The organism is Pseudomonas sp. BF-RE-21 (assembly GCF_019947305.1).
GTDB classification, from domain to species: Bacteria; Pseudomonadota; Gammaproteobacteria; order Pseudomonadales; family Pseudomonadaceae; genus Aquipseudomonas; species Aquipseudomonas migulae.
In genome coordinates, this window is record NZ_JAGYGF010000016.1 from 84788 (window position 1) to 105900 (window position 21113).

The following is a 21113-nucleotide window of genomic DNA, read 5'->3' on the forward strand; positions in this document are numbered from 1 at the left end:
AGTATTCGATAACTTGCGGTTATTACCTGTGCGAGGCGTGTTCATGTCAGATCTGTCCTTCTCCAGTTTCTGCGGTTGGCTCAAGTTCAGGCATTTGCTGCTGATCGACACGTTGGGGCGCACCCGTAACATGCACCTGGCGGCGCAACAGATGAACCTCAGCCAGCCGGCCATCAGCAAGATGCTCAAAGAGATCGAAAGCCTGCTCGGTTTCGCCTTGTTCGAGCGCCAGCCACGGGCCATGCCGCCCACGGCGCTGGGCGAGCACGTGCTGCGCTATGCGCAAATCGCCTTGAACGATGCGCGCTCCTTCGTCGAGCAAATCAGCAGCCTGCGCGAAGGGGGGCACGGTCACCTCAAGGTCGGCGGAATATTTGCCGCTACGGCGGTGGCCCTGCCCGAGGCGATCTTGCAGATCAAACAGCGCTGGCCATTGCTGTCGATCGAGGTGGTGGAGCAAACCAGTAACCACCTGATGGAAATGCTTGAAGAGAAGAAACTGGACCTGGCCATCGCCCGTTTCACCGATCAAAGCCAGCAACAGCGGTACGACTTTCAACCGCTGGCTCCCGAACCATTCTGCATTGTGGTCAACGACCGGCACCCACTGGCAGGTGTCGGCCCCATCTCGTTGGAGCAACTGGTGGACTTGCCATGGATTCTTTACCCGGTGGGTACGCCGATTCGCGGGCGCATGGAACTCGCGTTCGCCGAAGCCGGCGTGGGTATGCCCCGCAACACCGTCGACACCATTTCGATGCAGACCTTCCTCCAGGTGCTGCAGCGTGGGCCGATGATCGGGATGCTGCCCAATGCCATGGTCAACCCACTGCTCGAAAGCGGTCAGCTCAAGACGCTGGATACGCCTTTGCATTTGGTCCCGCAGGACTACGGCATCCTCACCCGCAAGGGCGAGCAGCTGGTGGGAGCGGCTCTGGAGTTTGCCGAAATACTCAAGGACAACGCCCGTTTGAACAACGATTCGGCGAGTTAAATACGATGGGGTTTATCGGTCGTTTCGATAACGGATCGTTATCGGTTAATCCAAAAATGCCATTGGGAAAGAATCGATTCGCGACAGTACAGTAGCGACCAGCTTTCAATCAGGGTCAGGAGACTGTCATGCCCGAACTGTCCGGACACAATTTCATCGCGGGAGGCCGCAGCGCCGCCGGATCGGTGGTGTTGCACAGCGTTGATGCGACGACCGGGCAACCTTTGCCCACGGCCTTCATTCAAGCCACGGTCGAGGAAGTGGACGCCGCGGCAACGGCCGCCGCCCAGGCCTATCCGGTTTATCGTCATCTGCCGGCCGCCCGTCGTGCCGAGTTCCTTGAGGCCATTGCCACAGAGCTGGATGCACTGGGCGATGATTTCGTTGCCCTGGTCTGCCAGGAAACCGCTTTGCCGGCGGCACGTATCCAGGGCGAACGCGCTCGCACCAGCGGCCAGATGCGCCTGTTCGCCCAGACCCTGCGTCGCGGCGACTTCTACGGTGCACGCATCGATCTGCCACTCCCGGCACGCCAACCCTTGCCGCGCGTCGATCTGCGTCAGTGTCGCCTGGGTGTCGGCCCGGTGGCGGTGTTCGGCGCCAGTAACTTTCCGTTGGCATTTTCTACCGCTGGAGGTGACACCGCGGCTGCGCTCGCTGCCGGTTGTCCGGTGGTGTTCAAAGCCCACAGCGGACACATGGCGACCGCCGAACGAGTGGCCGAAGCCATCGTTCGCGCCGCCGAGCATACCGGCATGCCTGAAGGCGTGTTCAACATGATCTTCGGTGCCGGCGTGGGTGAAACGCTGGTCAAGCATCCGCTGATTCAGGCCGTCGGTTTCACCGGTTCACTCAAGGGTGGCAGGGCGCTGTGCGACATGGCCGCCGCCCGCCCGCAACCGATCCCGGTATTTGCCGAGATGAGCAGCATCAACCCGGTGCTGGTCCTGCCCGAGGCATTGCAAGTGCGCGGCGAGCGCATCGCTACCGAACTGGCGGCGTCGGTGGTCATGGGCGCGGGGCAGTTCTGCACCAATCCCGGCCTGGTCATCGGCATTCGCTCACCGGCCTTCAGCCACTTTGTGCAGACGCTCAGTGCCTTGATGGCTGATCAGCCCGCGCAAACCATGCTCAATGCGGGCGGCCTGCGCAGTTACGTTCACGGTTGCGAAACGTTGCTGGCGCATCCGCAGATCATTCATCTGGCAGGGCGGACACAGCAGGGCAATAAGGCGCAGGCGCAATTGTTCCAGGCAGATGCCAGCCTGCTGCTGACGGGCAACGAGTTGCTGCAGGAAGAAATCTTCGGTCCGGCCACCGTGGTGGTTGAGGTGGCCGATCGGGCCGAACTGTTGGCGGCCTTGCACGGTTTACGCGGCCAACTGACCGCGACCTTGCTGGGAGAGACGGCAGAGTTGGAACAGTCCGCCGACCTGGTGGCGCTGCTTGAGCAAAAAGTCGGTCGCGTACTGGTCAATGGTTACCCCACCGGTGTGGAAGTCTGCGATGCCATGGTCCACGGCGGTCCTTGGCCGGCGACATCCGATGCCCGTGGCACCTCGGTTGGCACATTGGCCATCGATCGCTTCCTGCGTCCGGTGTGCTACCAGAACTTCCCGGACGCCTTGCTTCCTGACGCGCTGAAGAACCGCAATCCATTGGGACTGACGCGCCTGGTCAACGGAGAAAAAACCACCGAAGCACTCTAGTCATTGCGCTATGCCGAGTGAACGGTTCACTCGGCCTGACCCATTCGATAAAAACAATCAGGCATGTCCACATGCCCAGGGGTTACCTCATGCAAACGATATCCGAGCAATTGCCCGCGCAGGCGCAGGCCAGCGCCCTCGAATTTGAAGACCGGACCTACCGCAAGGTGATCTGGCGAATTCTTCCTGTCCTGCTCCTGTGTTACATGGCGGCTTACCTGGACCGGGTCAATATCGGCTTTGCCAAACTCGACATGCTCAACGAGCTGCAGTTCAGCAACACCGTCTATGCCTTGGGCGCCAGTATGTTCTTCTGGGGCTACTTCCTGTTTGAAGTGCCAAGCAACCTGTTGCTGCATCGCTACGGCGCGCGCTTCTGGATTGCCCGGATCATGTTGACCTGGGCCGTAATCTCCATGGCCGTGGCGTTCACCGTGCCGCTGGCGGGTTTCTTCCACATCGAATCGAGCACGATGTTCTACGTGCTGCGCTTCTTGTTGGGTATCTGTGAAGCCGGCTTTTTCCCGGGTGTGATTCTGTACCTCAACTACTGGTTTCCGACCCATCGGCAAAGCCGGGTGATGTCCGGGTTCCTGATGGCATTGCCGGTCAGCCTGACCCTGGGCGGGATCCTTTCCGGTTGGCTGATGAGCAGCATGCAAGGTGTGCAGGGCATGTCCGGATGGCAATGGATGCTGATCATCGAAGGCATTCCCTCGATCATCATGGCGTTCGTCGTCATCGTCTGCCTGGCCAACAACATCGACTCCGCCAAATGGCTGTCCGCTGCGGAGAAAGCCTTGCTCAAGGCCAATCTGCAAACCGATAACCAGGGCAAGGCTTCGCGCCTGAGCGAGGTGTTTTTCAATCCACGGGTGTGGTTGCTGGTCCTGATCCTGCTGACCTTCAACACCGGCTTCTACGGCCTGGCGTTCTGGATGCCCTCGATCATCAAGAGCACGGGCATCACCAACAGCTTGCACATTGGCCTCCTGACCGCCATTCCCTATTCGATTGCCACGGTTGCGATGCTGCTCAACGCACGGCACTCCAACCGGACTGGTGAGCGTCGTATGCACGCGGCGATTCCGGCCTTCATCGGTGGTTTGGGGTTGATCCTGAGCGCGTATTTCGCCGACAACCTGGTGTTGTCCGTGTTGTTCCTCAGCGTATCTGCCTCGGGGATCCTCAGCCTGATGCCGATTTACTGGACCCTGCCAGGGACCGTGCTTTCCGGCGTCGCCGCTGCGGCGGGTATCGGCATGATCAACGCCTTCGGCAACCTCTCCGGTTTCACCGGCTCGATGATCACCGCCGTCGCTGAAAACCTGACCGGCAATATCAACAACGGCACCTATGTACTGGCGCTGTGCTTGTTCGTCAGCGGCGGGCTGATCCTTGCCATTCCCGCGTCGATGCTCGGCAGAACCCCTAAAACAGCACCCCTCACCGCGAAGCTGGAGGCTGCATGAACCTGCAGAACAAACGGGTGCTGATCACGGCGGCGGGGCAGGGTATCGGCATGGCCAGCGCCATTGCCTTTGCCCGGGCCGGTGCCGAAGTGTTTGCCACGGACCTCGATATCAGCAGGCTGGAAGGGCTTGAAGGCATAACGGCGATTACCCTGGACGTGACATCGACTACCGCCATCAGCGAAATCAGTGAGCGCATCGGCGCACTGGACGTGCTGTTCAACTGCGCGGGCTACGTGCACAGTGGCAACATTCTCGAATGCGATGAAGCGGACTGGGCGCGGTCGATGGACATCAACGTCACCGCCATGTACCGCATGATCCGCGCGTTCCTGCCGGGCATGCTGGAACGCGGAGGTGGATCAGTCATCAACATGTCATCGGTGGTTTCCAGCATCAAAGGCGTGCCCAACCGTTTTGCCTATGCTGCCAGCAAAGCGGCGGTGGTAGGGCTGACCAAGGCGGTTGCCGCCGACTTCATCAGTCAGGGCATTCGCTGCAACGCCATTTGCCCCGGTACCGTGGAGTCGCCGTCGCTGCGTCAGCGCATTGCCGCCCAGGCCGCGCAACAAGGCGTCGACGAAGCACGGGTCTACCAGCAATTCCTTGACCGCCAACCCATGGGGCGCATCGGCAGTGCCGACGAGATCGCCCAGTTGGCTTTGTACCTGGGCAGCGATGCGTCCGCCTACACCACAGGCGGTGTGCATGTCATCGATGGCGGCATGAGCATCTGAAACCCGCTTCGCACTTTCGGTTTGAGCAGGAGAACTAAATGAAACTGTTGCGTTATGGCGAAAAAGGTTCGGAAAAACCGGGCCTGCTGGATGCCGATAATCAGATCCGCGACCTCTCGGCGCATGTACCGGATATCGCCGGGCTGGCCCTCAGCCCGGAAAGTCTGGCAACGCTTGCCGCCATCGATCCGTCCAGCCTGCCCATCGTTGCCGGTCAGCCACGGATAGGCGCCTGCGTCGGCCAGGTCGGTAAGTTTGTCTGCATTGGTCTGAACTACGCCGACCATGCGGCCGAGTCGAACATGGAAGTGCCGAAAGAGCCGATCATCTTCAACAAATGGACGAGTGCCATCTGCGGCCCGAACGACAACATCGAGATCCCGCGCGGTTCAAAGAAGACCGATTGGGAAGTCGAACTCGGCGTGGTCATCGGCAAAGGCGGGCGCAACATCGATGAAGCCAACGCCATGGAGCATGTCGCCGGCTACTGCGTGATCAACGATGTCTCTGAGCGCGAATGGCAACTGGAGCGGGGCGGTACCTGGGACAAGGGCAAAGGCTTCGATACCTTTGGCCCGCTCGGCCCGTGGCTGGTAACCCGCGATGAAATCACCGATCCGCATGCGCTGGACCTGTGGCTCGATGTCGACGGACACCGCTACCAGCAAGGGAATACGCGGACGCTGATCTTCAACGTGCCGCAACTGATTGCTTACCTGAGTCGTTGCATGAGCCTGCAACCTGGCGATGTGATTTCGACGGGCACGCCGCCGGGCGTCGGTTTGGGCATCAAGCCACAGCCGGTTTTCCTGCGTCCGGGGCAGACCATTCGCCTGGGCATCGCGGGGTTGGGCGAACAGCAGCAAGTTACCGTGCAGGCGGATTGAGGCAAGCGTTCCCAAACACCAGAAATGACAGAGCCCCGAGCGATCGGGGCTTTGTCGTTTTTCTCGGGTCTTGTTAACTCAAACTCAACTTAGCGAGGGCAAATCACTAACGTCGCACGGGTCCCCGTTGGCGTTCGATTTTCCAGCTTGATTTCCCCTCCCGTACGATCTGCGATTGCCTTGACGATGGCCAGCCCCAGGCCTGCCCCTTGGCCATTGCCACGGCTGTAAAAGCGCTCAAGGAGCCGATTGCGTTCCGACTCTTCGATTCCCGGGCCTTCGTCCTCGACGGATAACTCATAGCGATCTTCTTTTCTTTCCAGGCGCACGCTGATCAAGCCGTTAGCCGGTGAAAAATTTGCCGCATTCGTCACTAGATTGTTCAAGGCAATGTGGATGTCGGCCGAATCGATCCTGACCGGGCCGATGTCATCATCCGCATCGAAAACCAGTTCAAGTCCTTTGCTCAAAAGCCAGGGAGTCAACTGCACCAGGCTTTCTCGAACGGTGGCTGTGAGGTCAATGGGGGGAGGGATTTTGGCTGCCGTCTTCGGTTCGAGACGCGCCATGGTCAGCAATTGGTTGACCAGCCGGCTGGTACGATCGACGCCGGCGATCAGGTGTTCAAGTGATTCGCGTCGGTCATTTTCGGTGCCGGCCTCCAGCAGGTTTTGTGCGTGCACCCGCAAGACGGCCAAGGGCGTGCGCATTTCGTGGGCGGCGTCGGCAATGAAGCGCCGCTCACGTCCGAGCACGTCCTGAATTTGCGCAAGCATGCGGTTGAGTGCCGCCTGCATCGGTTCCAGTTCGCTGGGCAGCGGTGTCATTTGCAGCGGCTCCAGAGAGCCGCTATGGCGTGCGCGCAGGGTTGCGGCCATATCGGCTAACGGCTTGAGCCCCCAGCCGATGGCCAGCCAAACCATCGCCGCGAGGATCAGGCTGCCCAGCATGTTCGGCCACAGGGTGTGGCGGACGATGCGATCGACCAGATCCGCCCGCACATCGTCGCGTTCACCGACCCAGATACGCAGGCCATTTTGTTTGTCTTCAAGGACAAAGGCGCGCCAGTGACGATTGTTCAAATCCACCACATCACTGAAACCGGGTGTGTTCGGTGGCGTGCCGAACGAGGGCGCACTGGCGGTGTGCACCAGCACTTCACCTTTGGGACTCCACACCTGAAAGGCGATTTTCCTTTCGTACGGATGACCATCGCCGCGAGGCACTGCCTCGCCCAGCGCCGTATTGAACGCCTGGTACAGATCCGCATGTTCCTTACTCGCCAACGGCATGCGCATCACGCCTTGCAACAGGCGGGCATTCTGCGCCAGTTGCGCATCGTAGACCTCGGCGATTTCGTGGTTGCTGTCGTGCACGTTAAACAGGCTGATCACCGCCAGCCCGGCGAGCATCAAGCCGATGATCAGCGTCAGCGTACGGCGACGGATCGACGTCATCGACGTTCCTCCACCAGATAGCCCACACCACGAACGGTGCGGATCAGGTCGGTGGAGAATTTCTTGCGCAGGTGATGGATGTGCACTTCCAGGGTGTTGCTTTCCGCTTCTTCATTCCAGCCGTACAGCAATTGCATCAAATGATCGCGGGTCATGACGCGACCCGGTGGCGAGAGCAATTCGTGCAACAACTGGTATTCCTTGGGTGTCAGCCCCACGGGCTGGCCAAGATAGCTGACCTGCTGCGTGCCGGGGTTGAGGCTGATGCCGGCGTGTTCGATCAGCATTTGCGCGCGTCCGGCGCTGCGCCGCAGCAGGGCGCGCAACCGGGCTTTGAGTTCGGCCAGGTCGAACGGTTTGATCAAGTAGTCATCGGCGCCGGCATCCAGTCCGGCGATGCGGTCTTCGGTGGCATCGCGGGCGGTGAGTATCAGGACCGGCAAGTTGGAACCGCTGTCGCGCAGGCGCCGCAGCACTTCGAGACCGTCCATGCGCGGCAGGCCGAGATCAAGCACGGCCAGGTCGAAGGTTTCACTGAGCAGGGCATGCAGGGCGCTGCTGCCGTCCTTGATCCAGTCGACGGTGTAGCCTTCGCGCCCGAGGGCCTGGTGAATGCCTTCGCCGAGGGCGACGTCATCCTCGATCAGTAATAAACGCACGCGAACTCCTGTCAGTCGAGTTTTCTGTTTACGTCCACCAGCAACGTCTCGATCTCTTTGCGGCGCCCGGCATCGGCCGTTTCGCGGTTGGGGCGAGGGGCGGCGAGCAGCGCCTTTTGCAACGCTGCCTTGGCCTCAGAGTAGCGCTTTTGACGGTAAAGGTGATCGCCCCAAAAGTACAGGCTGTCGATGCCATTGGGGTTCATTTGCAAGGCAAGCTTGAGCAGTTGTTCGGCCTTGTCTGAATCACCAAAACCGATGGGCCAGCCCGGTACGCGGTCATACAGTGCGCCGAGGCTGGTGTAAGCCGAGCCTTGCAGGGCTTTGGGGTCCAGAGTCAGGGATTTTTCCAGGTCAGCCTTGGCGTCTTTGGCTTTGCCCAATGCCCCGAGCCCGCCTTGGGCGCCGGCCCAACTGCTGGTGACAATGCCCTTCCAGATCCACGCTTCGGCCACGGCCGGGCGTTCCTGGCTGAAGGCGGAGGCTTGCGCGGCCAGTTGTTCGAAGGCTTGCTCGCGTTGTTTTTCCGGCATTTCGTATTGAATGTGCGCCCAACTCTGCTGGAGGGCAGAGAGGCGTTGCTGGTCGGCGCTGTCGAGGGCCCAGGCGATCTGGCTGAAGGCGCCTATCAAAAGGCAGGCAAAGATTTTTTTCATGGTTTTTGCTCGTTCTCGGGTTTGTGGCTCAGACGGCGGATCAGTGGCAATTGCTTGCGCAGGCCTCGATCCACCAGGTTGGGCAACAGGCTGTTGAGACGCACGAAAAAACGTTCCGGCCAGCCCAGGTAAAGGTCGCGGTGGTCGCCGGCGATGGCGTGGAGGACGGCCGAGGCCACGGTTTTCGGGTCGTCGACATTGGCCTTGAGGGCATCGTTCAGGGCTTGGGCCGCCGCGCTGTTCATCGATGTGCGGGTGGCGCGGGGTGCCACGTACAGAACACTGACCCGGGTATCCGCCAGTTCCCGGCGCAGGGCTTCGGAAAAACCGCGCAGGGCAAACTTGGTGGCGCAGTAACTGGCATAACCGGGGTAGCCGATCGAACCGTAGGTCGAGCCGACATTCACCACCATGGCACTGTCGGCTTGCTTGAGCTGCGGCAACAGCAGCTTGGTCATGCAAATCGGTGCACTGACGTTGACCGCCAACATGGCGTTGATGTCGCTGTCATCGAGCTGTTCCAGCATGGCGAAATGATTGACGCCGGCGGCATTGATCAACAGGTTGATGCCGCCGATGGCCTCAACGGCGGCCAGTACCTTGTGCCGGTCGAAGGGCAACGTCAGGTCGGCGGCCACCCAGTGCACATTCTGCGGATAGCGCGCGAGCAGCGGCAGCAGTGACTCCTGGTGACGAGCCACGGCCAGGACCCGGGCACCGGCGGCGCACAGTGCGCTGGCGATCTCCATGCCGATGCCGCCACTCGCGCCGGTCAGGACCACACGGGCCTCATGCAGCTGCATGTTGGACTTCCAGGCGGCCCGGCAAACCGCGGAACATGTCGGCGTAAAGCCGGTACACCACTTTCGAGGCGTGGATCACGGCGGCCTGGTCGGCGCTGTCGTCGAGTTGATTCATGAGCCGGCGATAGGTCTGCATGTGCTCGATGTCCAGCGAACCGTGGGAGCTCAAATAACTGAAGGCGCTTTCCGGCAAGGCCAGGTGCTCACGGATGCTGCCCGCCGCGTGAGTCGCCAGGGCGATGCTGGTGCCTTCCAGTACGTTGACCATGCCGAACAGCCCCACCGGGTTGCCCCGGGCAATCAGGTCGTAGAGAAAGCCGACCATCAGTTCAATCGGCAGCGAGGGCTGGCCGTTGCGCACCGCTTCGCGATCACCGCCACAGGCGGCTATGTCGTCGAGCACCCATTGTTCGTGGCCGTATTCATCCTCGATGTATTCACACACCGCCTTGCGCAGCCATTCCAGGCGTGTGGGCAGGCGCGCGCCGCACGCCATCATCAGCGGCACGGTATGGCGCACGTGGTAGTACGCCTGAGCGAGAAACGCCCGATAGCTTTCAAGACTGACCTGGCCTTGCAGCGCATCGAGGATGATCGGCAGGTTGAACAGTTCGTGGCGCTCTTGTTGAGTGGCTTCTTGCAGAGTGTCGAAAAACGTCATGATGCGGGCTCCTCGGAATGGGGAAATTCGGTCAGTTGTGCGCGGTATAACGCGACGATGGCGTCCCGGCGCGGGCGGCCATTGGCAGTCAGCAGGCCATTGGCGGCAGTGAAGGGTTCATTCAGGCGTGTCCAGTGATGCACCTGGGCATAATCGGGCAACGCGTCGTTGGCTTCGGCGACGGCAGCAGCCAGTTGTTCGTCCGTGCAGTCCGGGCGATTGGGCCACAGCAGTGCGTGATTTCGCGGCAGGGCCTCGCCATACACAAAAGCCTGGGCGATGTGTTGGCGTTGGGTGAGTTCCGCTTCGACCCATTCCGGGTTGACGTTGCGCCCGTAGCTGGTGATGAATTGATGCTTTTTGCGACCGTTGAGGAAGAGGAAACCCTGCGCGTCGAACTCCCCCAGATCGCCGCTGTGCCACCACTCGTCGGTGTAGGCCGGCTCACCCAGGTAACCGAGCAAGAGCGAGCCCTTGATCAGTACCTCACCGTCTTCGGCCAGTTTCACTTCGACGTGGGGCAGGGGCCGGCCGACGCTACCTGCACGGTACGCTGCAGGGCGATTGAGGCAGACGACCGAAGCGCATTCGGACAGGCCGTAACCTTCATAGACCGGCAGGCCGACATGTCGGGCGCGTTGCAATAAGTCCTTAGAGACCCGCGCGCCACCGACGGCGGCAAAGCGCAGTGTTTGCGGATTGAACGCGTTCTGTTCGGTTGCGCTGACCAGCATCAGCAGCAGTTGCGGCACCAGAATCAGACTCTCGGGCGAACGACTGGCCAGGCAACCGAGCAGGCGCGGTACATCGACGCCGCTGGCGCCCCGGATGCCCAGGGTTTTCTGGCTCGGCAGGCTCAGGGTGGCACCGGCGTAGAGCGCGGCGTAGCAGCCCAGGTTCTCCAGCAGGATCGCCAGCGGCAACAGCGCCAGGTGATGCTGTGGTTCAGTGGGTTTGCTGGCCTGATCCAGTTCCCGCGCTACCCGCAACAAGCTGTCGGCGCTCAGGCACACGCCTTTGGGAGTCCCGGTGGTGCCGGAGGTGAAGGTCAGTTTGGCCGTGCCGGGGAGCATTCGGCTCGGGCCGGCAAACGGGCGTCGCCAGAACTCGGCGCTTTTCTCATAGCCGGCAACGAGCAGTTCGGCTTCGAATTCCGGTTCGGCAATCACTCGTTCTGCCTGGCTCTGTTCCAGGCAGTGGGCACGCTGTGCGGGGCTGAAGAAGGGGGGCAAGGTCACGCAAGCAAGGCCTTCGAACAGCGCGGCCAAGTCCCAGAGTATGGCCTCGACGCCGTTGTCCAGAGCCAGGGCGATGACGCTTGCCTGTTCATCGCGCAGACGCTGTTGGCGGTACTTCACTTCAGCGTACAGCGTGGCGTAATCGATTTTCAGGGTGTCGCCCCACAGGGCAATGACGTTGCTCTTGCGCTCGGCATGGCTGCGCAAGGCCTGCTCGAATCGTTGGCATTCAGGCGACATGGCAGGCTCCGTCAAGGGACGATGGCAAGCCCAGCCGGCTGAACAGACCGATGTTGCGCAAATGAATGAAGCCGGCGCGGATGTTGCCGACGTGAACCCAGGGTTTGCTTTCGTAGTAGCTGCCCCAACTGTGCCGGTCGTCGCCCAGTCGCTGCGGGTCGGCGGCGCAGAGAGTCACCGGTTTCAGGCCCAGTCGGTGAAAGCTGTTGACCAGGCCCATGTTGCCGGTGAATGCCACCCATTCCAGCCCGCCCATGGCCAGCAGATAGGTAATGGCAATGATGCTCATCCGGGCATTGCCGGTGTCGGTGGCGGCCAGATTGCCGACCTCGACGATGCCGGCAGGGTCCACCGGACGCTCCACCACGGCGCTGATCAATGCCTGGATCGGTTTGTCCAGATAACGCTCCAGAAACAACGGCTCGTCACGGCCCAGACGTACCCCGGCGACCGCGCACAGTTCGCCGTCGGTGCTGCTTATGCCGAACAACTGCGGCATGAAATGACGAATGTCTGCACCGTGAACCTTGCGAAAGCGTTGCTGGATAAAGTTCTCGAATACCGGCCTCTGGTCATCGCCCGGCAAGGCGCGGGACAGGACGATCTGTGGCGTTTCTGCCTGGCCGAAGTGCAGCGGCAGTGCAATGTTCCAGTCGAAATCGGGCATGGGCGGAACGCCTCCCTCTATAAGTTTGGGGGGAGTATCCGAGGCATTTCTTAACGAAATCTGAAGGTGGAAAAAGGTTCGTTGAGCGCTGTTCTTCAGACTGTCTTAAGTTTTGACCGACAGGCTGCGTGCCGCCGGTTCAAAGCAACCGCTCAGAGGCTGTCGCACGGCAGTCGTCCTAAATTTTGATGAGGCGTGTTTATGACCCGCGAGATAGCCACAGATCGTTACGCAAAGCTGTCGATCACCCTGCACTGGCTGATGTTGGCGCTGTTCGTCGGCGTGTATGCGTGCATTGAGATCAAGGGGCTGCTGCCACGCGGCAGCAACGCACGAGCTCTGTTCCTGGGGTTGCATGGGCTGTTCGGGATAAGCATTTTCGCTCTGGTCTGGATTCGCCTGCTCGGGCGTCTGACGCCGCGTCCACCGATCACGCCAACCCCGCCGGCCTGGCAGACCGGCCTGTCACACCTGATGCACCTGGCGCTGTATGGCTTGATGATTGTGACGCCACTGATGGCCTGGTTGATGCTGGCTGCGGGAGGCAAGCCCTTGCCGTATTTCGACGTCTATCTGTCGGCACCGGTGTCGGTGGATCCGGATCTGGCCAAGCGATTCAAGTACTGGCACGAATGGCTTGGCACCAGCGGCTATTGGCTGATCGGCCTGCATGCGCTCGCTGGCCTGTTCCATCACTATTGGGTCGGTGATAACACCCTTGCCCGGATGTTGTCTGGACGAAGCAGGTCATGAATTCAGTGCGCTCTTGACCCAGACGGCGGTTGCTCACGATGTTCAGGGGCATGGCGAGGGTCGCCTAATACTGCTCTGAATATGGAATAGGCCGTCTCGACTCACGGTGTTGTGTTTTACACCAACCTGAGACGGCTCAACGGCTACTAACTTCACTCATAGGAAAGTGTGATTGTTACTCCGGCATTCACCTTGCCGGGCGTAACAGTATCCCCGGTTCGAACATACTGCGCGGTGAGTGTTTTGGTCAGGCTTCCTTCGGGTGCAGACATAGTCCCCAATAGCCCTGAACTCCTTGGAGGATCCCCATTTTCTATCGATTTGGATTGCGGGGCCGGCGCATCAAACGTAAACGTGAAATATACCCTCAGCGATATTTCATCCCCTACAAATACCTCATCGACGCTAGGATTGGCGAACGTACCGGACTCCACGTCAAGTTTTGCTATTCAAGTTCTGGGAAACTGTTTGTCCGTAAGTTTCGGTCCTGATTCATCAGCAATAGGCACTATTAACCAAGGAAATTTTGGCAAATTCCCCAGCGCCGGTGGTCGTCTAGGTAAATAGTTTGTTGTTCGCTATCTCAGGACTTCCACCCTCTTTGTTACAGGCAAAGTAAAAGCAGGAATATCAATGACAATGACTTACCAATAAACGCTCGGTCCCCGATTTCACGACCGGCCCATTGTGGTGGCAGCGAGGTTGGCGTGCGGCGATGACATCGGCAAGGCTTGAATGCCTGGATGACTACCTTTGGCCGGTGCGCTATCGCGTCTTCGCCCTGAAGGTTTGCCAGTGGTCTTGTTTTTTGACGGTGAGAATTGCGATCGGTAGAGCTGTCGGTGGGAGATTTTGGAGGCGCGCGACGGTAAACCCGCTCGGTGATGTCTCCTTTGGTGTTGAAGGTGCGGTGGCAGCTTGACGCTCTGTTTTTCCAGCAGGCGCCGTTGATTCCTATCCGTGTTCATGGCGATAGTTATCCTCGACCGGCGTTAACCGGCAGGCTGTATGTGAATTTGTGGGTTACGCTGGAAAGCAGGCAACGTGAGAACGCAAACGGTCTCTCATCATGGATGGATCAAGATGAAACTGATTTTGGTTGTGCTTGTTGTTGGTCTGTTGGCTTGGAAGCTTTCCCCTGAATTACAGTCCTGGGCTGAGGCTCGGCTATCGACGCCCCAAATCATCTCTACGGTCGTGGCTGTGCCGAAGCCTGTTTCGGCTCCAGTCAAATGCGATGGGCGCAAATACTGCTCGCAGATGACCTCGTGCGCAGAGGCGAAAAACTTTCTGCAAAATTGTCCCGGAATGAAAATGGATGGCGACAATGACGGAGTACCCTGTGAGATGCAGTGGTGCCGGTGACATTCGCCGTTCAGCAGCGGGCTTGTAGGTGGAAGAGGGCTTAGGCTGTTGCTTTGGATGCCAGCTCGCACTTGGCGGCCAGCTTCAGCAGGTTTTGAGTCGTCGGCTTGAAGCCTTCCGCGTTCGGGTAGTGAGCAAGGTCATGCCCATGCGGGTATTCCTCGAACGGACCATGGAAAGGCCAATTCATCTTCCAGTCCGCTCAGGTGGTGTAAGCATCCATCCCGTCACCCCAATAATCGGTTCCACCTCCCACGCTCAGGCAATGCCTGACATTCGACTTCTGGTCGTACGCCAGTTCGGAGTGCTTCGCTGATACATCCGAGGGGGGAGGTGATGGTATTCGGTCTTGCGGGGGGCACATATCAGTTCACTCGCGAGAAGTCGGGCGTCCATGCTGGAGCCGCCGGGACGCGGTTAGGATCAACGATTGTGGGCGAGACAATGCCCAGTTTCATTCGGGCGTACATGCGCCCTACGAGTGGGCGCTTGTCGCGGCTTTCCACGAACACCAACTGACGATCTATCAGCCCGCGTCGCTGGTACGCCCTGGCTTTGTAGCCAGTGAGATCCGCCAACTCTTCGTCAGAGAGAATTTCGGTTTCCATGATGGTACTCCATGCCACACGTGGCGGCAGAAGGTGGGACGGTGGTTATTCCCAGCCGTGTAGATAGGCTGGTCCGGTGAGCCCTTCAAGTTCTTGCAGCAGTGTCTTTTCCAGAGTCACGGTCTTGCCTTCGTCTTGGTCAAATGCCTCCGTGTTGTCGAGTATGTTGTCGTGGACCAGACGGTCTTCAGCATGCGGACCGTGCGCGGCACAAGCTCGCCGAACGGGTAGCTTTTGCTGCGCTTGTGCAACGCTGGGTTTTCTGTGGGTATGGGGTGCCTCTCTGAAGTCAACTACAGTTAATTGATCAGTAAAAAGGAGATTGAAATGGGACGTTTTAGATGTCCGATTTGCGAAACCGATGAGGCTCAGGAATTACAGGTTGCTCACAACGGGTTAGGTGTTGGGTGTGCTGCGTGCAGCGCCTACGAAATCACCAGGGAGGCCATCGAGAAGATGTTCAGCAATGGTTTTCGCTACAACGTGTCAATTTCCAGACAGTGGTTACAGCGGGAAAGAGACGCGGGAAATGTTCCGCTGATAACTTGGCAGGTCGCGGCAACGTTGGTTGCGCACCCTGATGCGGAAATCAAATAATCGAGGATTCAAGATGCTACAGCATGACTTACGTCCACTCGCCAAGGGGCATTGGCCCTTGCAGTGCTGTCATCAGCGGCAGGCTGACGCTGTTGCTGCACATGTTTTGGCGAGAGGGCTTGCCGTCCGATCGTGTCAGATGTGCCAAAAAAAGCTCACACCGCATCAAGCAAACATGACCGTCTTTTGAGTGATGGCTTTCTGATTTCATATTTGATATGTTTTGATTTTCTGAATTGGTCAATAATTTATAGGATTATATTTGTGAGCTTGGACCTTGTGGCGGACTTTGACGTAAAAAGGGATGTTTATCATTCGTTCGCGAAAACCGTTGCTGATCTTTTAGAGCGGTTGTTGCAGGCAAAGAAAACTTCATATCACTCTATTTCTTATAGATGTAAGACTCGTGATAGCTTTGAGCGGAAAGTTGATAGCAAACAAAGTTATACTTTGCTTGAGGAAATAACGGATCTGGCTGGTGCAAGGATAATTACTCATTTCTCAGATGATGTAGATGTAGTAGCGTCGTTGGTGGAGAGTGAGTTCAAAATTGACAGGGTTAATTCGATTGATAAGCGCGCCGCACTAGATCCTGATCGGTTTGGCTATTTGTCGCTACACTATGTCGTTTCGTTGAAAAGAGATCGTGAAAAACTTCAGGAGTATTCAGCATTCAAGGGGTTGAAAATTGAATTGCAGATTAGATCTATATTGCAACATACGTGGGCAGAAATCGAGCATGATATAGGTTATAAAAGTTCCGTTGAGGTCCCGAGAGGCATCAGAAGAAAATTTTCTAGGATGGCTGGTCTTTTGGAACTTGCAGACCAAGAGTTCGTGTCAATAAGGACTGAGCTTCAAAAGTATGAAAAATCAATAAAGTTGGAAGTTCTGAAAAATCCAGATAGAGTAGCGCTAGATAAAGTTACATATTTGGATTTTGTTCGTTCCGACTCTAAATGTCTTTCGGTAGATGCGGCAATCGCTGAAATGTGCAGTTTTACTTTTTTCTCAGTGCCAAAAAATGTATCAAGGCAGCTGGATGGTTTGTTGTTTTTTGGAATAAAAACTATCGAGCAGCTTAAAAACTCATTGATTGAAAATGAGGAGGATATATTGCGACGTGCTTCAGATGTTTCTGAAACTAGGTCTTCTGAAAATAAGCCTGTTCCTGTTTCAAGAGGGATTTCGATTTTTTATCTGACTCAAGTTCTTGCTGCCAATAGTGGGGATCCTGAAATTATTGATGCATTTTTTGTCGCTCGAAATTTGGGCGGCCCTGAGTTCAAAGAGTATCTTCTCAATTTCTCACAACGTAAGAAATAGAGGTGGTACGGTTGCGGATTTTTTAAACTGATCAATCTGTCGCGATTGATTTTCCGTTACCACAATTTCAGGTCGCGACGTGTTGGCAAAAAAGCGAGCGGACTTTTTAGCAGACCCCGCGGCGATGTTGATCAGGAACGGCGACTCCGTCTCCTGCCATTTCTCGAAGGCGTGGCGTTCACCCAGCACCTGCAGCGCATCCGCAAGTGCCTTCAACACAATCAGCGAGCGTCTCTCGGCGCCGATCCGTTCCAACAAGGTTTTCTCCTTGGCGCGCTTGTCCTTCTGAATTTCCGCGTTGCTCTTAGCCATCGCCTGCCTCTCCAATTCCGTGGGGTGGTAGATCCAGCCGTGTCTGTCGTCGGCGCTGGCGCACCTGGTTGCTGATGCGTCTCACGGCGGCCCCGGGAACTTGACGCTGTTTTTTCGGGTGATAAGCCAGGCAACAACGGCCGGTCGGGCAAGCAGCCTGGCGAGCGCCAGAAGAGATTGATCATGCGGCCTCCGCAACTGGCTGGCGGAAGACAGGAAGGGCGTCGGCCTGCTCGCGCACAGCCTTCATTCCCGCTTCGTCATAACCCCAGATGTTGCTGTCGTTGAACCGCTCAGGTCCGAGATAGCCAAGGTGCAGCGGCGCGCCTGTGTGGATGTAGTCGCGAAAGGCTTCGACCAGGCTGCGGAGCGTGCCGCCGTGACTGAATCCGCGCTACCGGCCACCCCATACCGTCTTGTGCGTGAAAATCCGTTTGCCGGTGTAGTCGTCGATGAGCCATACCTTACCGCGCTGATCTACTTCCATGCTGGCGTATCGGTTCACAGCCTGGCTGTAGAAGAACCGGCGGCCGTGGTCGGCGATGATCTTGATCGCCTGGTTGACCTGCTCGGCGCGCTGGCGCTTCAGGTTGAGTTTGTTTTCTGTGGGCATGGAGGAGCCTTGGCCGGTGTTCGGCTACAGTGAGTTGGTCATCGAAATGGAGATCGGACATGCAATGCTTAATTTGCCAAGCTGTTTCTAAAATTGTTCACACGACAGGATGCTGGTCCGAGGTCAAATGCTCGGCCGGATGCGGACACTTTAGGGTCTCAGCAAACCTTGTTGCGAAGATGAAGTTCAAGAACGAACTCTTTGACGTTGAACGAACAAGGCAATGGCTCGGGATGGCTCGGAACGAGGGGCCAGTACCGTTGATATCGACCTACGATTACAACGTTTCCTTATTGCACCGCGCCACTAAAGAGCGATCTGGCAGCACGGCGAGTCGTTCTAGGACATCGAACACTTCGAAATAGATTGATTTTTTACATCGGTCCGCCGCTGCGTGGGCATGGGGTGTCCTATGCCGGGTCATGCCCGGGCGGTGGAGGATGGGTGGATGGATGGATATTTCCCGATAGCTAGAAGAGTTCGGCATAATCGAGACTCAACTCGGGAGATAAGATATTGATTAAGGACAGGGTTATCTGGGGCGGCTGCGTCGGTCTTTTTTTGACTGGCAGCGTGTTCGCTTATGCTTTCGCTGGTGGCTCTTCCGATGGTTTCAAGATTGTAGATTTGTTCGCAATCCGGTCGACTCGCAGCCAGTGAAGCCAGCGGCAATTCCTGTACTGTCGCCGCAAGCAAGGCAGCTACCCGCGCCGCAATGGTGCTTGCCGACGTGCTCAAGCGCGCTGACCAGCGAGCGGGCGATTTGGCTGAAGTTGCTGAGCAAGCCCGAGCCAGGGGCGTGACCTGCGAGCAGGCGTATGACGGTATTGCAAAATATGGGTTTGAATCGGCAGAACGCCGGAGATGGGAAATGCTAGGGAATGATCTGGACTTCGATGAAAAGGCTGTGCGGGATGCCGCTATTGTGCTCGCACAGCCAGACTCCTATCACTCAAAAGTCGGAAGGTTGCCTAGATTGTCGCGCTTTCTGCTATTTCTATCGGTTGAAAGAAATTCGTCGTCGACAACGTGCACTGCGGCGCCCGGCGCCCAAGCTGTCTTGTCAGAGTTCAAAACTCGGGTTTGGAATGTGGCCTTGCCCTTGCGTATCAAGTCCGCCACAAATGCCCGTGCGACAATTCGCTCCGCGCCTATCTTCCCCGCTAGCTCTTCGCGAACCAGCACCCACTCGATATGCTCTCCGCCATCGCTGTATTTAACTTTAGTAATGCAAAAATCTGTCATGACGGCTCCAGCTTTATGGCGCTTCGAAATGAAGCTTGAGCTTATGTTGGGGCGGCATGATGGCATTTCAATATGCATCTTTAGCGAGTACATGAGATCGATCAAGAGATCATCAGGGAGGAGCAGTTTTCGTACCACTTTTTGTACCAATTCAGCGTTCTTCAGGGGGTTGAATGCCCCCCGTAGCCCCCTGACCAAAAACGCCAGCTAATCCGCATCACTTCCTGATCCCCATCGTCACTCAGGCGACATGAGAACTGCGGGCGATAGCTTGATGAACTCCTCGTTCTTGTCGATGGTGTCCAGGGCGCCGCGAACGTTTTCAGCGACTTCGGCGCCACCTCGCTGCTCTACCCGGTTGGATAGCTCCATAATGGCTGCTTCGAGGGTCAGTTGGTTTTCGTTGATCTTGTAGAGCAGGGACGGGCTCAGGTCTGAGTTTGGCGTCGCGATTCCTCCATGAAAGAAGGTCATCGCAGCAGTGGAAAGGTGGTGTGCCACATAGGGGCATGAAGCAGTTGGCAGGACGCCGGAGGAGGGTCAAAGCGGGAAAGTTTGTAACGGCTACCAAATAGTTTTCTGGCGCCTCGAAAAATCGCCGCCGATTCTCAATCCTCAGAAACGACAAAGCCCTGAATAATCAGGGCTTTGTCGTATAAAGATGGCGGAGGCGATGGGATTCGAACTCATGGACCTGTTACAGTCGACGGTTTTCAAGACCGTTGCCTTAAACCACTCGGCCACACCTCCGTTTGCGTTGCGGGCGCCATAATACCTGAATGAAACACACTGTCAAACTCTGTGCATGGCTTGTTACAGAGCGTCTGTTATGATCTTTGCGACTGAACGTTTCAAACCAACAGGAGTGTCGCCATGCGCGAACAGGATTACGCAGTTAATAACAGCGTGCAGGCTGAGCAGCTAGAGGTTAGCCGCGTCCTGCGCAACACATACGGCTTGCTCGCTCTCACCCTCGCATTCAGCGGCGTGATGGCGTTCGTCGCCCAGCAGATGCGTGTTGGCTACCCGAATATCTTCGTGGTGCTGATCGGTTTCTACGGCCTTTTCTTCCTAACCAACAAACTCCGTGATTCCGCGTGGGGCCTGGTGTCGGCGTTTGCCTTGACCGGTTTCATGGGTTTCCTGCTCGGCCCGATCCTCAACCGTTACCTGGGCATGCAGGGCGGCGCGGAAGTAGTGAGCTCGGCCTTCGCAATGACGGCGCTGGTGTTCGGCGGTCTGTCGGCTTACGTGCTGATCACCCGTAAGGACATGAGCTTCCTCGGTGGCTTCATCACCGCAGGTTTCTTCGTGCTGCTGGGTGCGACGCTGGCGAGCTTCTTCTTCCAGGTCAGCGGTCTGCAACTGGCGATCAGCGCAGGTTTTGTGCTGTTCTCCTCGGTCTGCATTCTGTTCCAGACCAGCGCCATCATTCACGGCGGCGAGCGCAACTACATCATGGCGACCATCAGCCTGTATGTGTCGATCTACAACCTGTTCATCAGCTTGTTGCAGATCTTCGGCATCATGAGCCGCGATGATTAATCGTCGTCCATGAGTAAAAAACCCGCTTCGGCGGGTTTTTTCTTGCCTGCGATTTGGCTGAAGGCTTACGCCATGGGCGGTAATCGGCGTTTGACCGGGGTTTTCTTGACGATGGCGGTGTTGGTTTCTGCATGGGTGTTGAGGCGGTCGAGGAGGGTGTCCAGCTGTTCCATTGAGCGCACGTGCAGGCGGGCGATGAAGCAGTCGTCGCCGGTGACCTTGTCGCACTCGGTGAATTCGGGAATCGCCTGGATTTGCCGCTCCACCTCTTGCAGCTGGCCCGGCAACGGGCGGATTCGCACGATGGCCTGGAGTTGATAGCCGAAACACTTGGGATCAATCTCGACGGTGTAGCCCTTGAGCACGCCGCGTTCTTCGAGGCGGCGCAAACGCTCGGCGACGCTCGGTGAGGACAGGCCGCTGAGGTTTGCCAGCGCCTTGAGCGAACGCCGTGAGTCTCCCATCAACGCCGTAATCAGCACCTGGTCGATATCGTCAGTCATGGCGCAACCCCTGTAAGGCAATTAATCAAAACCGCCTTGATAAAAAAGGCAGATGTCGAGTTTAGC

General features: G+C 57.6%; 25 protein-coding genes, 1 tRNA gene and 1 pseudogene. 11 read left to right on the forward strand and 16 right to left on the reverse strand.

Features of this window, described 5'->3' with window-relative positions; all coding sequences use genetic code 11:
- The first annotated feature begins 43 nt into the window (after positions 1 to 43).
- From KGB25_RS13665 to KGB25_RS13685, 5 genes are all read left to right on the forward strand, one after another.
- Positions 44 to 994 carry a LysR family transcriptional regulator gene (locus KGB25_RS13665; protein ID WP_008024779.1) on the forward strand — a complete coding sequence of 317 codons (951 nt, stop codon included), beginning with the start codon at positions 44 to 46 and terminating at the stop codon, positions 992 to 994.
- 128 nt (positions 995 to 1122) lie between these two features.
- A complete protein-coding gene (locus KGB25_RS13670) occupies positions 1123 to 2703 on the forward strand; it encodes an aldehyde dehydrogenase (NADP(+)) (RefSeq protein WP_223435206.1) in 1581 nt (526 codons plus the stop codon).
- Between the two features lie 89 nt (positions 2704 to 2792).
- Complete coding sequence (locus KGB25_RS13675) at positions 2793 to 4175, forward strand: MFS transporter (protein ID WP_032832480.1); 1383 nt, start codon at positions 2793 to 2795, stop codon at positions 4173 to 4175.
- Positions 4172 to 4912, forward strand: coding sequence for an SDR family oxidoreductase (locus tag KGB25_RS13680; protein ID WP_223414821.1), 741 nt, complete (start codon positions 4172 to 4174; stop codon positions 4910 to 4912). Before KGB25_RS13675 ends, KGB25_RS13680 begins: the two co-directional genes overlap by 4 nt.
- 38 nt (positions 4913 to 4950) lie before the next feature.
- Positions 4951 to 5799 carry an ureidoglycolate lyase gene (locus KGB25_RS13685; protein ID WP_223435208.1) on the forward strand — a complete coding sequence of 283 codons (849 nt, stop codon included), beginning with the start codon at positions 4951 to 4953 and terminating at the stop codon, positions 5797 to 5799.
- An 89-nt stretch (positions 5800 to 5888) separates the two neighbouring features.
- Here the strand turns inward: KGB25_RS13685 and KGB25_RS13690 are convergent, their stop codons facing one another.
- The 7 genes from KGB25_RS13690 to KGB25_RS13720 are packed head-to-tail and all read right to left on the reverse strand — an operon-like array spanning position 5889 to position 12180.
- On the reverse strand, positions 5889 to 7256 hold the full coding sequence (locus KGB25_RS13690) for a sensor histidine kinase (protein ID WP_223435210.1): 1368 nt from the start codon (positions 7254 to 7256) through the stop codon (positions 5889 to 5891).
- Positions 7253 to 7915, reverse strand: a complete 663-nt coding sequence (locus KGB25_RS13695; RefSeq protein ID WP_008028051.1) for a response regulator — start codon at positions 7913 to 7915, stop codon at positions 7253 to 7255. The genes KGB25_RS13690 and KGB25_RS13695 overlap by 4 nt, the downstream gene beginning before the upstream one ends.
- Before the next feature lie 11 nt (positions 7916 to 7926).
- Positions 7927 to 8571, reverse strand: coding sequence for a tetratricopeptide repeat protein (locus KGB25_RS13700; protein ID WP_192228338.1), 645 nt, complete (start codon positions 8569 to 8571; stop codon positions 7927 to 7929).
- Entirely contained in the window at positions 8568 to 9374 is an 807-nt protein-coding gene (locus KGB25_RS13705; RefSeq protein WP_223435212.1) for an SDR family oxidoreductase, read from the reverse strand. The genes KGB25_RS13700 and KGB25_RS13705 overlap by 4 nt, the downstream gene beginning before the upstream one ends.
- Positions 9361 to 10035: a TenA family transcriptional regulator gene (locus KGB25_RS13710; RefSeq protein WP_008028063.1), complete on the reverse strand. Its 675-nt coding sequence runs from the start codon at positions 10033 to 10035 to the stop codon at positions 9361 to 9363. Before KGB25_RS13710 ends, KGB25_RS13705 begins: the two co-directional genes overlap by 14 nt.
- Complete coding sequence (locus KGB25_RS13715; protein WP_223435214.1) at positions 10032 to 11513, reverse strand: AMP-binding protein; 1482 nt, start codon at positions 11511 to 11513, stop codon at positions 10032 to 10034. Before KGB25_RS13715 ends, KGB25_RS13710 begins: the two co-directional genes overlap by 4 nt.
- Positions 11503 to 12180: a thermostable hemolysin gene (locus KGB25_RS13720; protein WP_223435216.1), complete on the reverse strand. Its 678-nt coding sequence runs from the start codon at positions 12178 to 12180 to the stop codon at positions 11503 to 11505. The genes KGB25_RS13715 and KGB25_RS13720 overlap by 11 nt, the downstream gene beginning before the upstream one ends.
- Positions 12181 to 12381: 201 nt before the next feature.
- On the opposite strand from KGB25_RS13720, the gene KGB25_RS13725 reads away from it, so the two are divergent.
- Positions 12382 to 12933, forward strand: a complete 552-nt coding sequence (locus KGB25_RS13725) for a cytochrome b (RefSeq protein ID WP_223435218.1) — start codon at positions 12382 to 12384, stop codon at positions 12931 to 12933.
- A gap of 152 nt (positions 12934 to 13085) precedes the next feature.
- Here KGB25_RS13725 and KGB25_RS30595 read toward each other — a convergent pair whose 3' ends face one another.
- The gene (locus tag KGB25_RS30595) at positions 13086 to 13205 is read right to left on the reverse strand and encodes a fimbrial protein (protein WP_411740530.1); all 120 of its coding nucleotides are present in this window, start codon (positions 13203 to 13205) and stop codon (positions 13086 to 13088) included.
- Between the two features lie 811 nt (positions 13206 to 14016).
- Between KGB25_RS30595 and KGB25_RS13730 the strand changes: the two genes are divergently transcribed.
- Positions 14017 to 14298: an excalibur calcium-binding domain-containing protein gene (locus KGB25_RS13730; protein ID WP_223435220.1), complete on the forward strand. Its 282-nt coding sequence runs from the start codon at positions 14017 to 14019 to the stop codon at positions 14296 to 14298.
- A gap of 40 nt (positions 14299 to 14338) precedes the next feature.
- On the opposite strand, the gene KGB25_RS30460 is transcribed toward KGB25_RS13730, so the two are convergent.
- Complete coding sequence (locus KGB25_RS30460) at positions 14339 to 14488, reverse strand: hypothetical protein (RefSeq protein WP_317850743.1); 150 nt, start codon at positions 14486 to 14488, stop codon at positions 14339 to 14341.
- A 175-nt stretch (positions 14489 to 14663) separates the two neighbouring features.
- Complete coding sequence (locus KGB25_RS13740) at positions 14664 to 14906, reverse strand: DUF4224 domain-containing protein (protein WP_223435222.1); 243 nt, start codon at positions 14904 to 14906, stop codon at positions 14664 to 14666.
- A 327-nt stretch (positions 14907 to 15233) separates the two neighbouring features.
- Between KGB25_RS13740 and KGB25_RS13745 the strand changes: the two genes are divergently transcribed.
- A complete protein-coding gene (locus KGB25_RS13745) occupies positions 15234 to 15503 on the forward strand; it encodes a hypothetical protein (protein WP_223435224.1) in 270 nt (89 codons plus the stop codon).
- Between the two features lie 264 nt (positions 15504 to 15767).
- On the forward strand, positions 15768 to 16829 hold the full coding sequence (locus KGB25_RS13750) for a GTP pyrophosphokinase family protein (RefSeq protein WP_223435226.1): 1062 nt from the start codon (positions 15768 to 15770) through the stop codon (positions 16827 to 16829).
- Here KGB25_RS13750 and KGB25_RS13755 read toward each other — a convergent pair.
- Complete coding sequence (locus KGB25_RS13755) at positions 16812 to 17141, reverse strand: hypothetical protein (protein WP_223435228.1); 330 nt, start codon at positions 17139 to 17141, stop codon at positions 16812 to 16814. The genes KGB25_RS13750 and KGB25_RS13755 overlap by 18 nt on opposite strands.
- A gap of 394 nt (positions 17142 to 17535) precedes the next feature.
- Positions 17536 to 17754: a hypothetical protein gene (locus KGB25_RS13760; RefSeq protein ID WP_223435229.1), complete on the reverse strand. Its 219-nt coding sequence runs from the start codon at positions 17752 to 17754 to the stop codon at positions 17536 to 17538.
- A 637-nt stretch (positions 17755 to 18391) separates the two neighbouring features.
- Between KGB25_RS13760 and KGB25_RS13765 the strand changes: the two are divergent.
- Positions 18392 to 18589: pseudogene (locus tag KGB25_RS13765) on the forward strand (DUF2514 family protein); the annotation flags it as partial.
- Positions 18590 to 18702: 113 nt separating this feature from the next.
- Here KGB25_RS13765 and KGB25_RS13770 read toward each other — a convergent pair.
- From KGB25_RS13770 to KGB25_RS13780, 3 genes are all read right to left on the reverse strand, one after another.
- Entirely contained in the window at positions 18703 to 19104 is a 402-nt protein-coding gene (locus KGB25_RS13770; protein ID WP_223435231.1) for a DUF3892 domain-containing protein, read from the reverse strand.
- A gap of 132 nt (positions 19105 to 19236) precedes the next feature.
- Positions 19237 to 19473 carry a hypothetical protein gene (locus KGB25_RS13775; RefSeq protein ID WP_223435253.1) on the reverse strand — a complete coding sequence of 79 codons (237 nt, stop codon included), beginning with the start codon at positions 19471 to 19473 and terminating at the stop codon, positions 19237 to 19239.
- Positions 19474 to 19661: 188 nt separating this feature from the next.
- Positions 19662 to 19749: transfer RNA gene (locus KGB25_RS13780), tRNA-Ser, on the reverse strand.
- A 123-nt stretch (positions 19750 to 19872) separates the two neighbouring features.
- On the opposite strand from KGB25_RS13780, the gene KGB25_RS13785 reads away from it, so the two are divergent.
- A complete protein-coding gene (locus KGB25_RS13785; RefSeq protein WP_007915443.1) occupies positions 19873 to 20544 on the forward strand; it encodes a Bax inhibitor-1/YccA family protein in 672 nt (223 codons plus the stop codon).
- Positions 20545 to 20609: 65 nt separating this feature from the next.
- On the opposite strand, the gene KGB25_RS13790 is transcribed toward KGB25_RS13785, so the two are convergent.
- Positions 20610 to 21047: an Lrp/AsnC family transcriptional regulator gene (locus KGB25_RS13790; protein WP_223435233.1), complete on the reverse strand. Its 438-nt coding sequence runs from the start codon at positions 21045 to 21047 to the stop codon at positions 20610 to 20612.
- Positions 21048 to 21113: the final 66 nt, after the last annotated feature.

Excerpts from the sequence above, each read along its gene's own strand:
- KGB25_RS13740 (WP_223435222.1), bottom strand. The coding sequence starts at position 14,906 with ATGGAAACCGAAATTCTCTCTGACGAAGAGTTGGCGGATCTCACTGGC.
- KGB25_RS13760 (WP_223435229.1), bottom strand. The coding sequence starts at position 17,754 with ATGCCCACAGAAAACAAACTCAACCTGAAGCGCCAGCGCGCCGAGCAG.
- KGB25_RS13725 (WP_223435218.1), top strand. The coding sequence starts at position 12,382 with ATGACCCGCGAGATAGCCACAGATCGTTACGCAAAGCTGTCGATCACC.
- KGB25_RS13705 (WP_223435212.1), bottom strand. The coding sequence starts at position 9,374 with ATGCAGCTGCATGAGGCCCGTGTGGTCCTGACCGGCGCGAGTGGCGGC.
- KGB25_RS13730 (WP_223435220.1), top strand. The coding sequence starts at position 14,017 with ATGAAACTGATTTTGGTTGTGCTTGTTGTTGGTCTGTTGGCTTGGAAG.
- KGB25_RS13665 (WP_008024779.1), top strand. The coding sequence starts at position 44 with ATGTCAGATCTGTCCTTCTCCAGTTTCTGCGGTTGGCTCAAGTTCAGG.
- KGB25_RS13690 (WP_223435210.1), bottom strand. The coding sequence starts at position 7,256 with ATGACGTCGATCCGTCGCCGTACGCTGACGCTGATCATCGGCTTGATG.
- KGB25_RS13715 (WP_223435214.1), bottom strand. The coding sequence starts at position 11,513 with ATGTCGCCTGAATGCCAACGATTCGAGCAGGCCTTGCGCAGCCATGCC.
- KGB25_RS13720 (WP_223435216.1), bottom strand. The coding sequence starts at position 12,180 with ATGCCCGATTTCGACTGGAACATTGCACTGCCGCTGCACTTCGGCCAG.
- KGB25_RS13790 (WP_223435233.1), bottom strand. The coding sequence starts at position 21,047 with ATGACTGACGATATCGACCAGGTGCTGATTACGGCGTTGATGGGAGAC.
- KGB25_RS13785 (WP_007915443.1), top strand. The coding sequence starts at position 19,873 with ATGCGCGAACAGGATTACGCAGTTAATAACAGCGTGCAGGCTGAGCAG.
- KGB25_RS13685 (WP_223435208.1), top strand. The coding sequence starts at position 4,951 with ATGAAACTGTTGCGTTATGGCGAAAAAGGTTCGGAAAAACCGGGCCTG.
- KGB25_RS13745 (WP_223435224.1), top strand. The coding sequence starts at position 15,234 with ATGGGACGTTTTAGATGTCCGATTTGCGAAACCGATGAGGCTCAGGAA.
- KGB25_RS13755 (WP_223435228.1), bottom strand. The coding sequence starts at position 17,141 with ATGGCTAAGAGCAACGCGGAAATTCAGAAGGACAAGCGCGCCAAGGAG.
- KGB25_RS13775 (WP_223435253.1), bottom strand. The coding sequence starts at position 19,473 with ATGACCTTCTTTCATGGAGGAATCGCGACGCCAAACTCAGACCTGAGC.
- KGB25_RS13700 (WP_192228338.1), bottom strand. The coding sequence starts at position 8,571 with ATGAAAAAAATCTTTGCCTGCCTTTTGATAGGCGCCTTCAGCCAGATC.
- KGB25_RS13675 (WP_032832480.1), top strand. The coding sequence starts at position 2,793 with ATGCAAACGATATCCGAGCAATTGCCCGCGCAGGCGCAGGCCAGCGCC.
- KGB25_RS13710 (WP_008028063.1), bottom strand. The coding sequence starts at position 10,035 with ATGACGTTTTTCGACACTCTGCAAGAAGCCACTCAACAAGAGCGCCAC.
- KGB25_RS30595 (WP_411740530.1), bottom strand. The coding sequence starts at position 13,205 with ATGTCTGCACCCGAAGGAAGCCTGACCAAAACACTCACCGCGCAGTAT.
- KGB25_RS13670 (WP_223435206.1), top strand. The coding sequence starts at position 1,123 with ATGCCCGAACTGTCCGGACACAATTTCATCGCGGGAGGCCGCAGCGCC.
- KGB25_RS30460 (WP_317850743.1), bottom strand. The coding sequence starts at position 14,488 with ATGAATTGGCCTTTCCATGGTCCGTTCGAGGAATACCCGCATGGGCAT.
- KGB25_RS13680 (WP_223414821.1), top strand. The coding sequence starts at position 4,172 with ATGAACCTGCAGAACAAACGGGTGCTGATCACGGCGGCGGGGCAGGGT.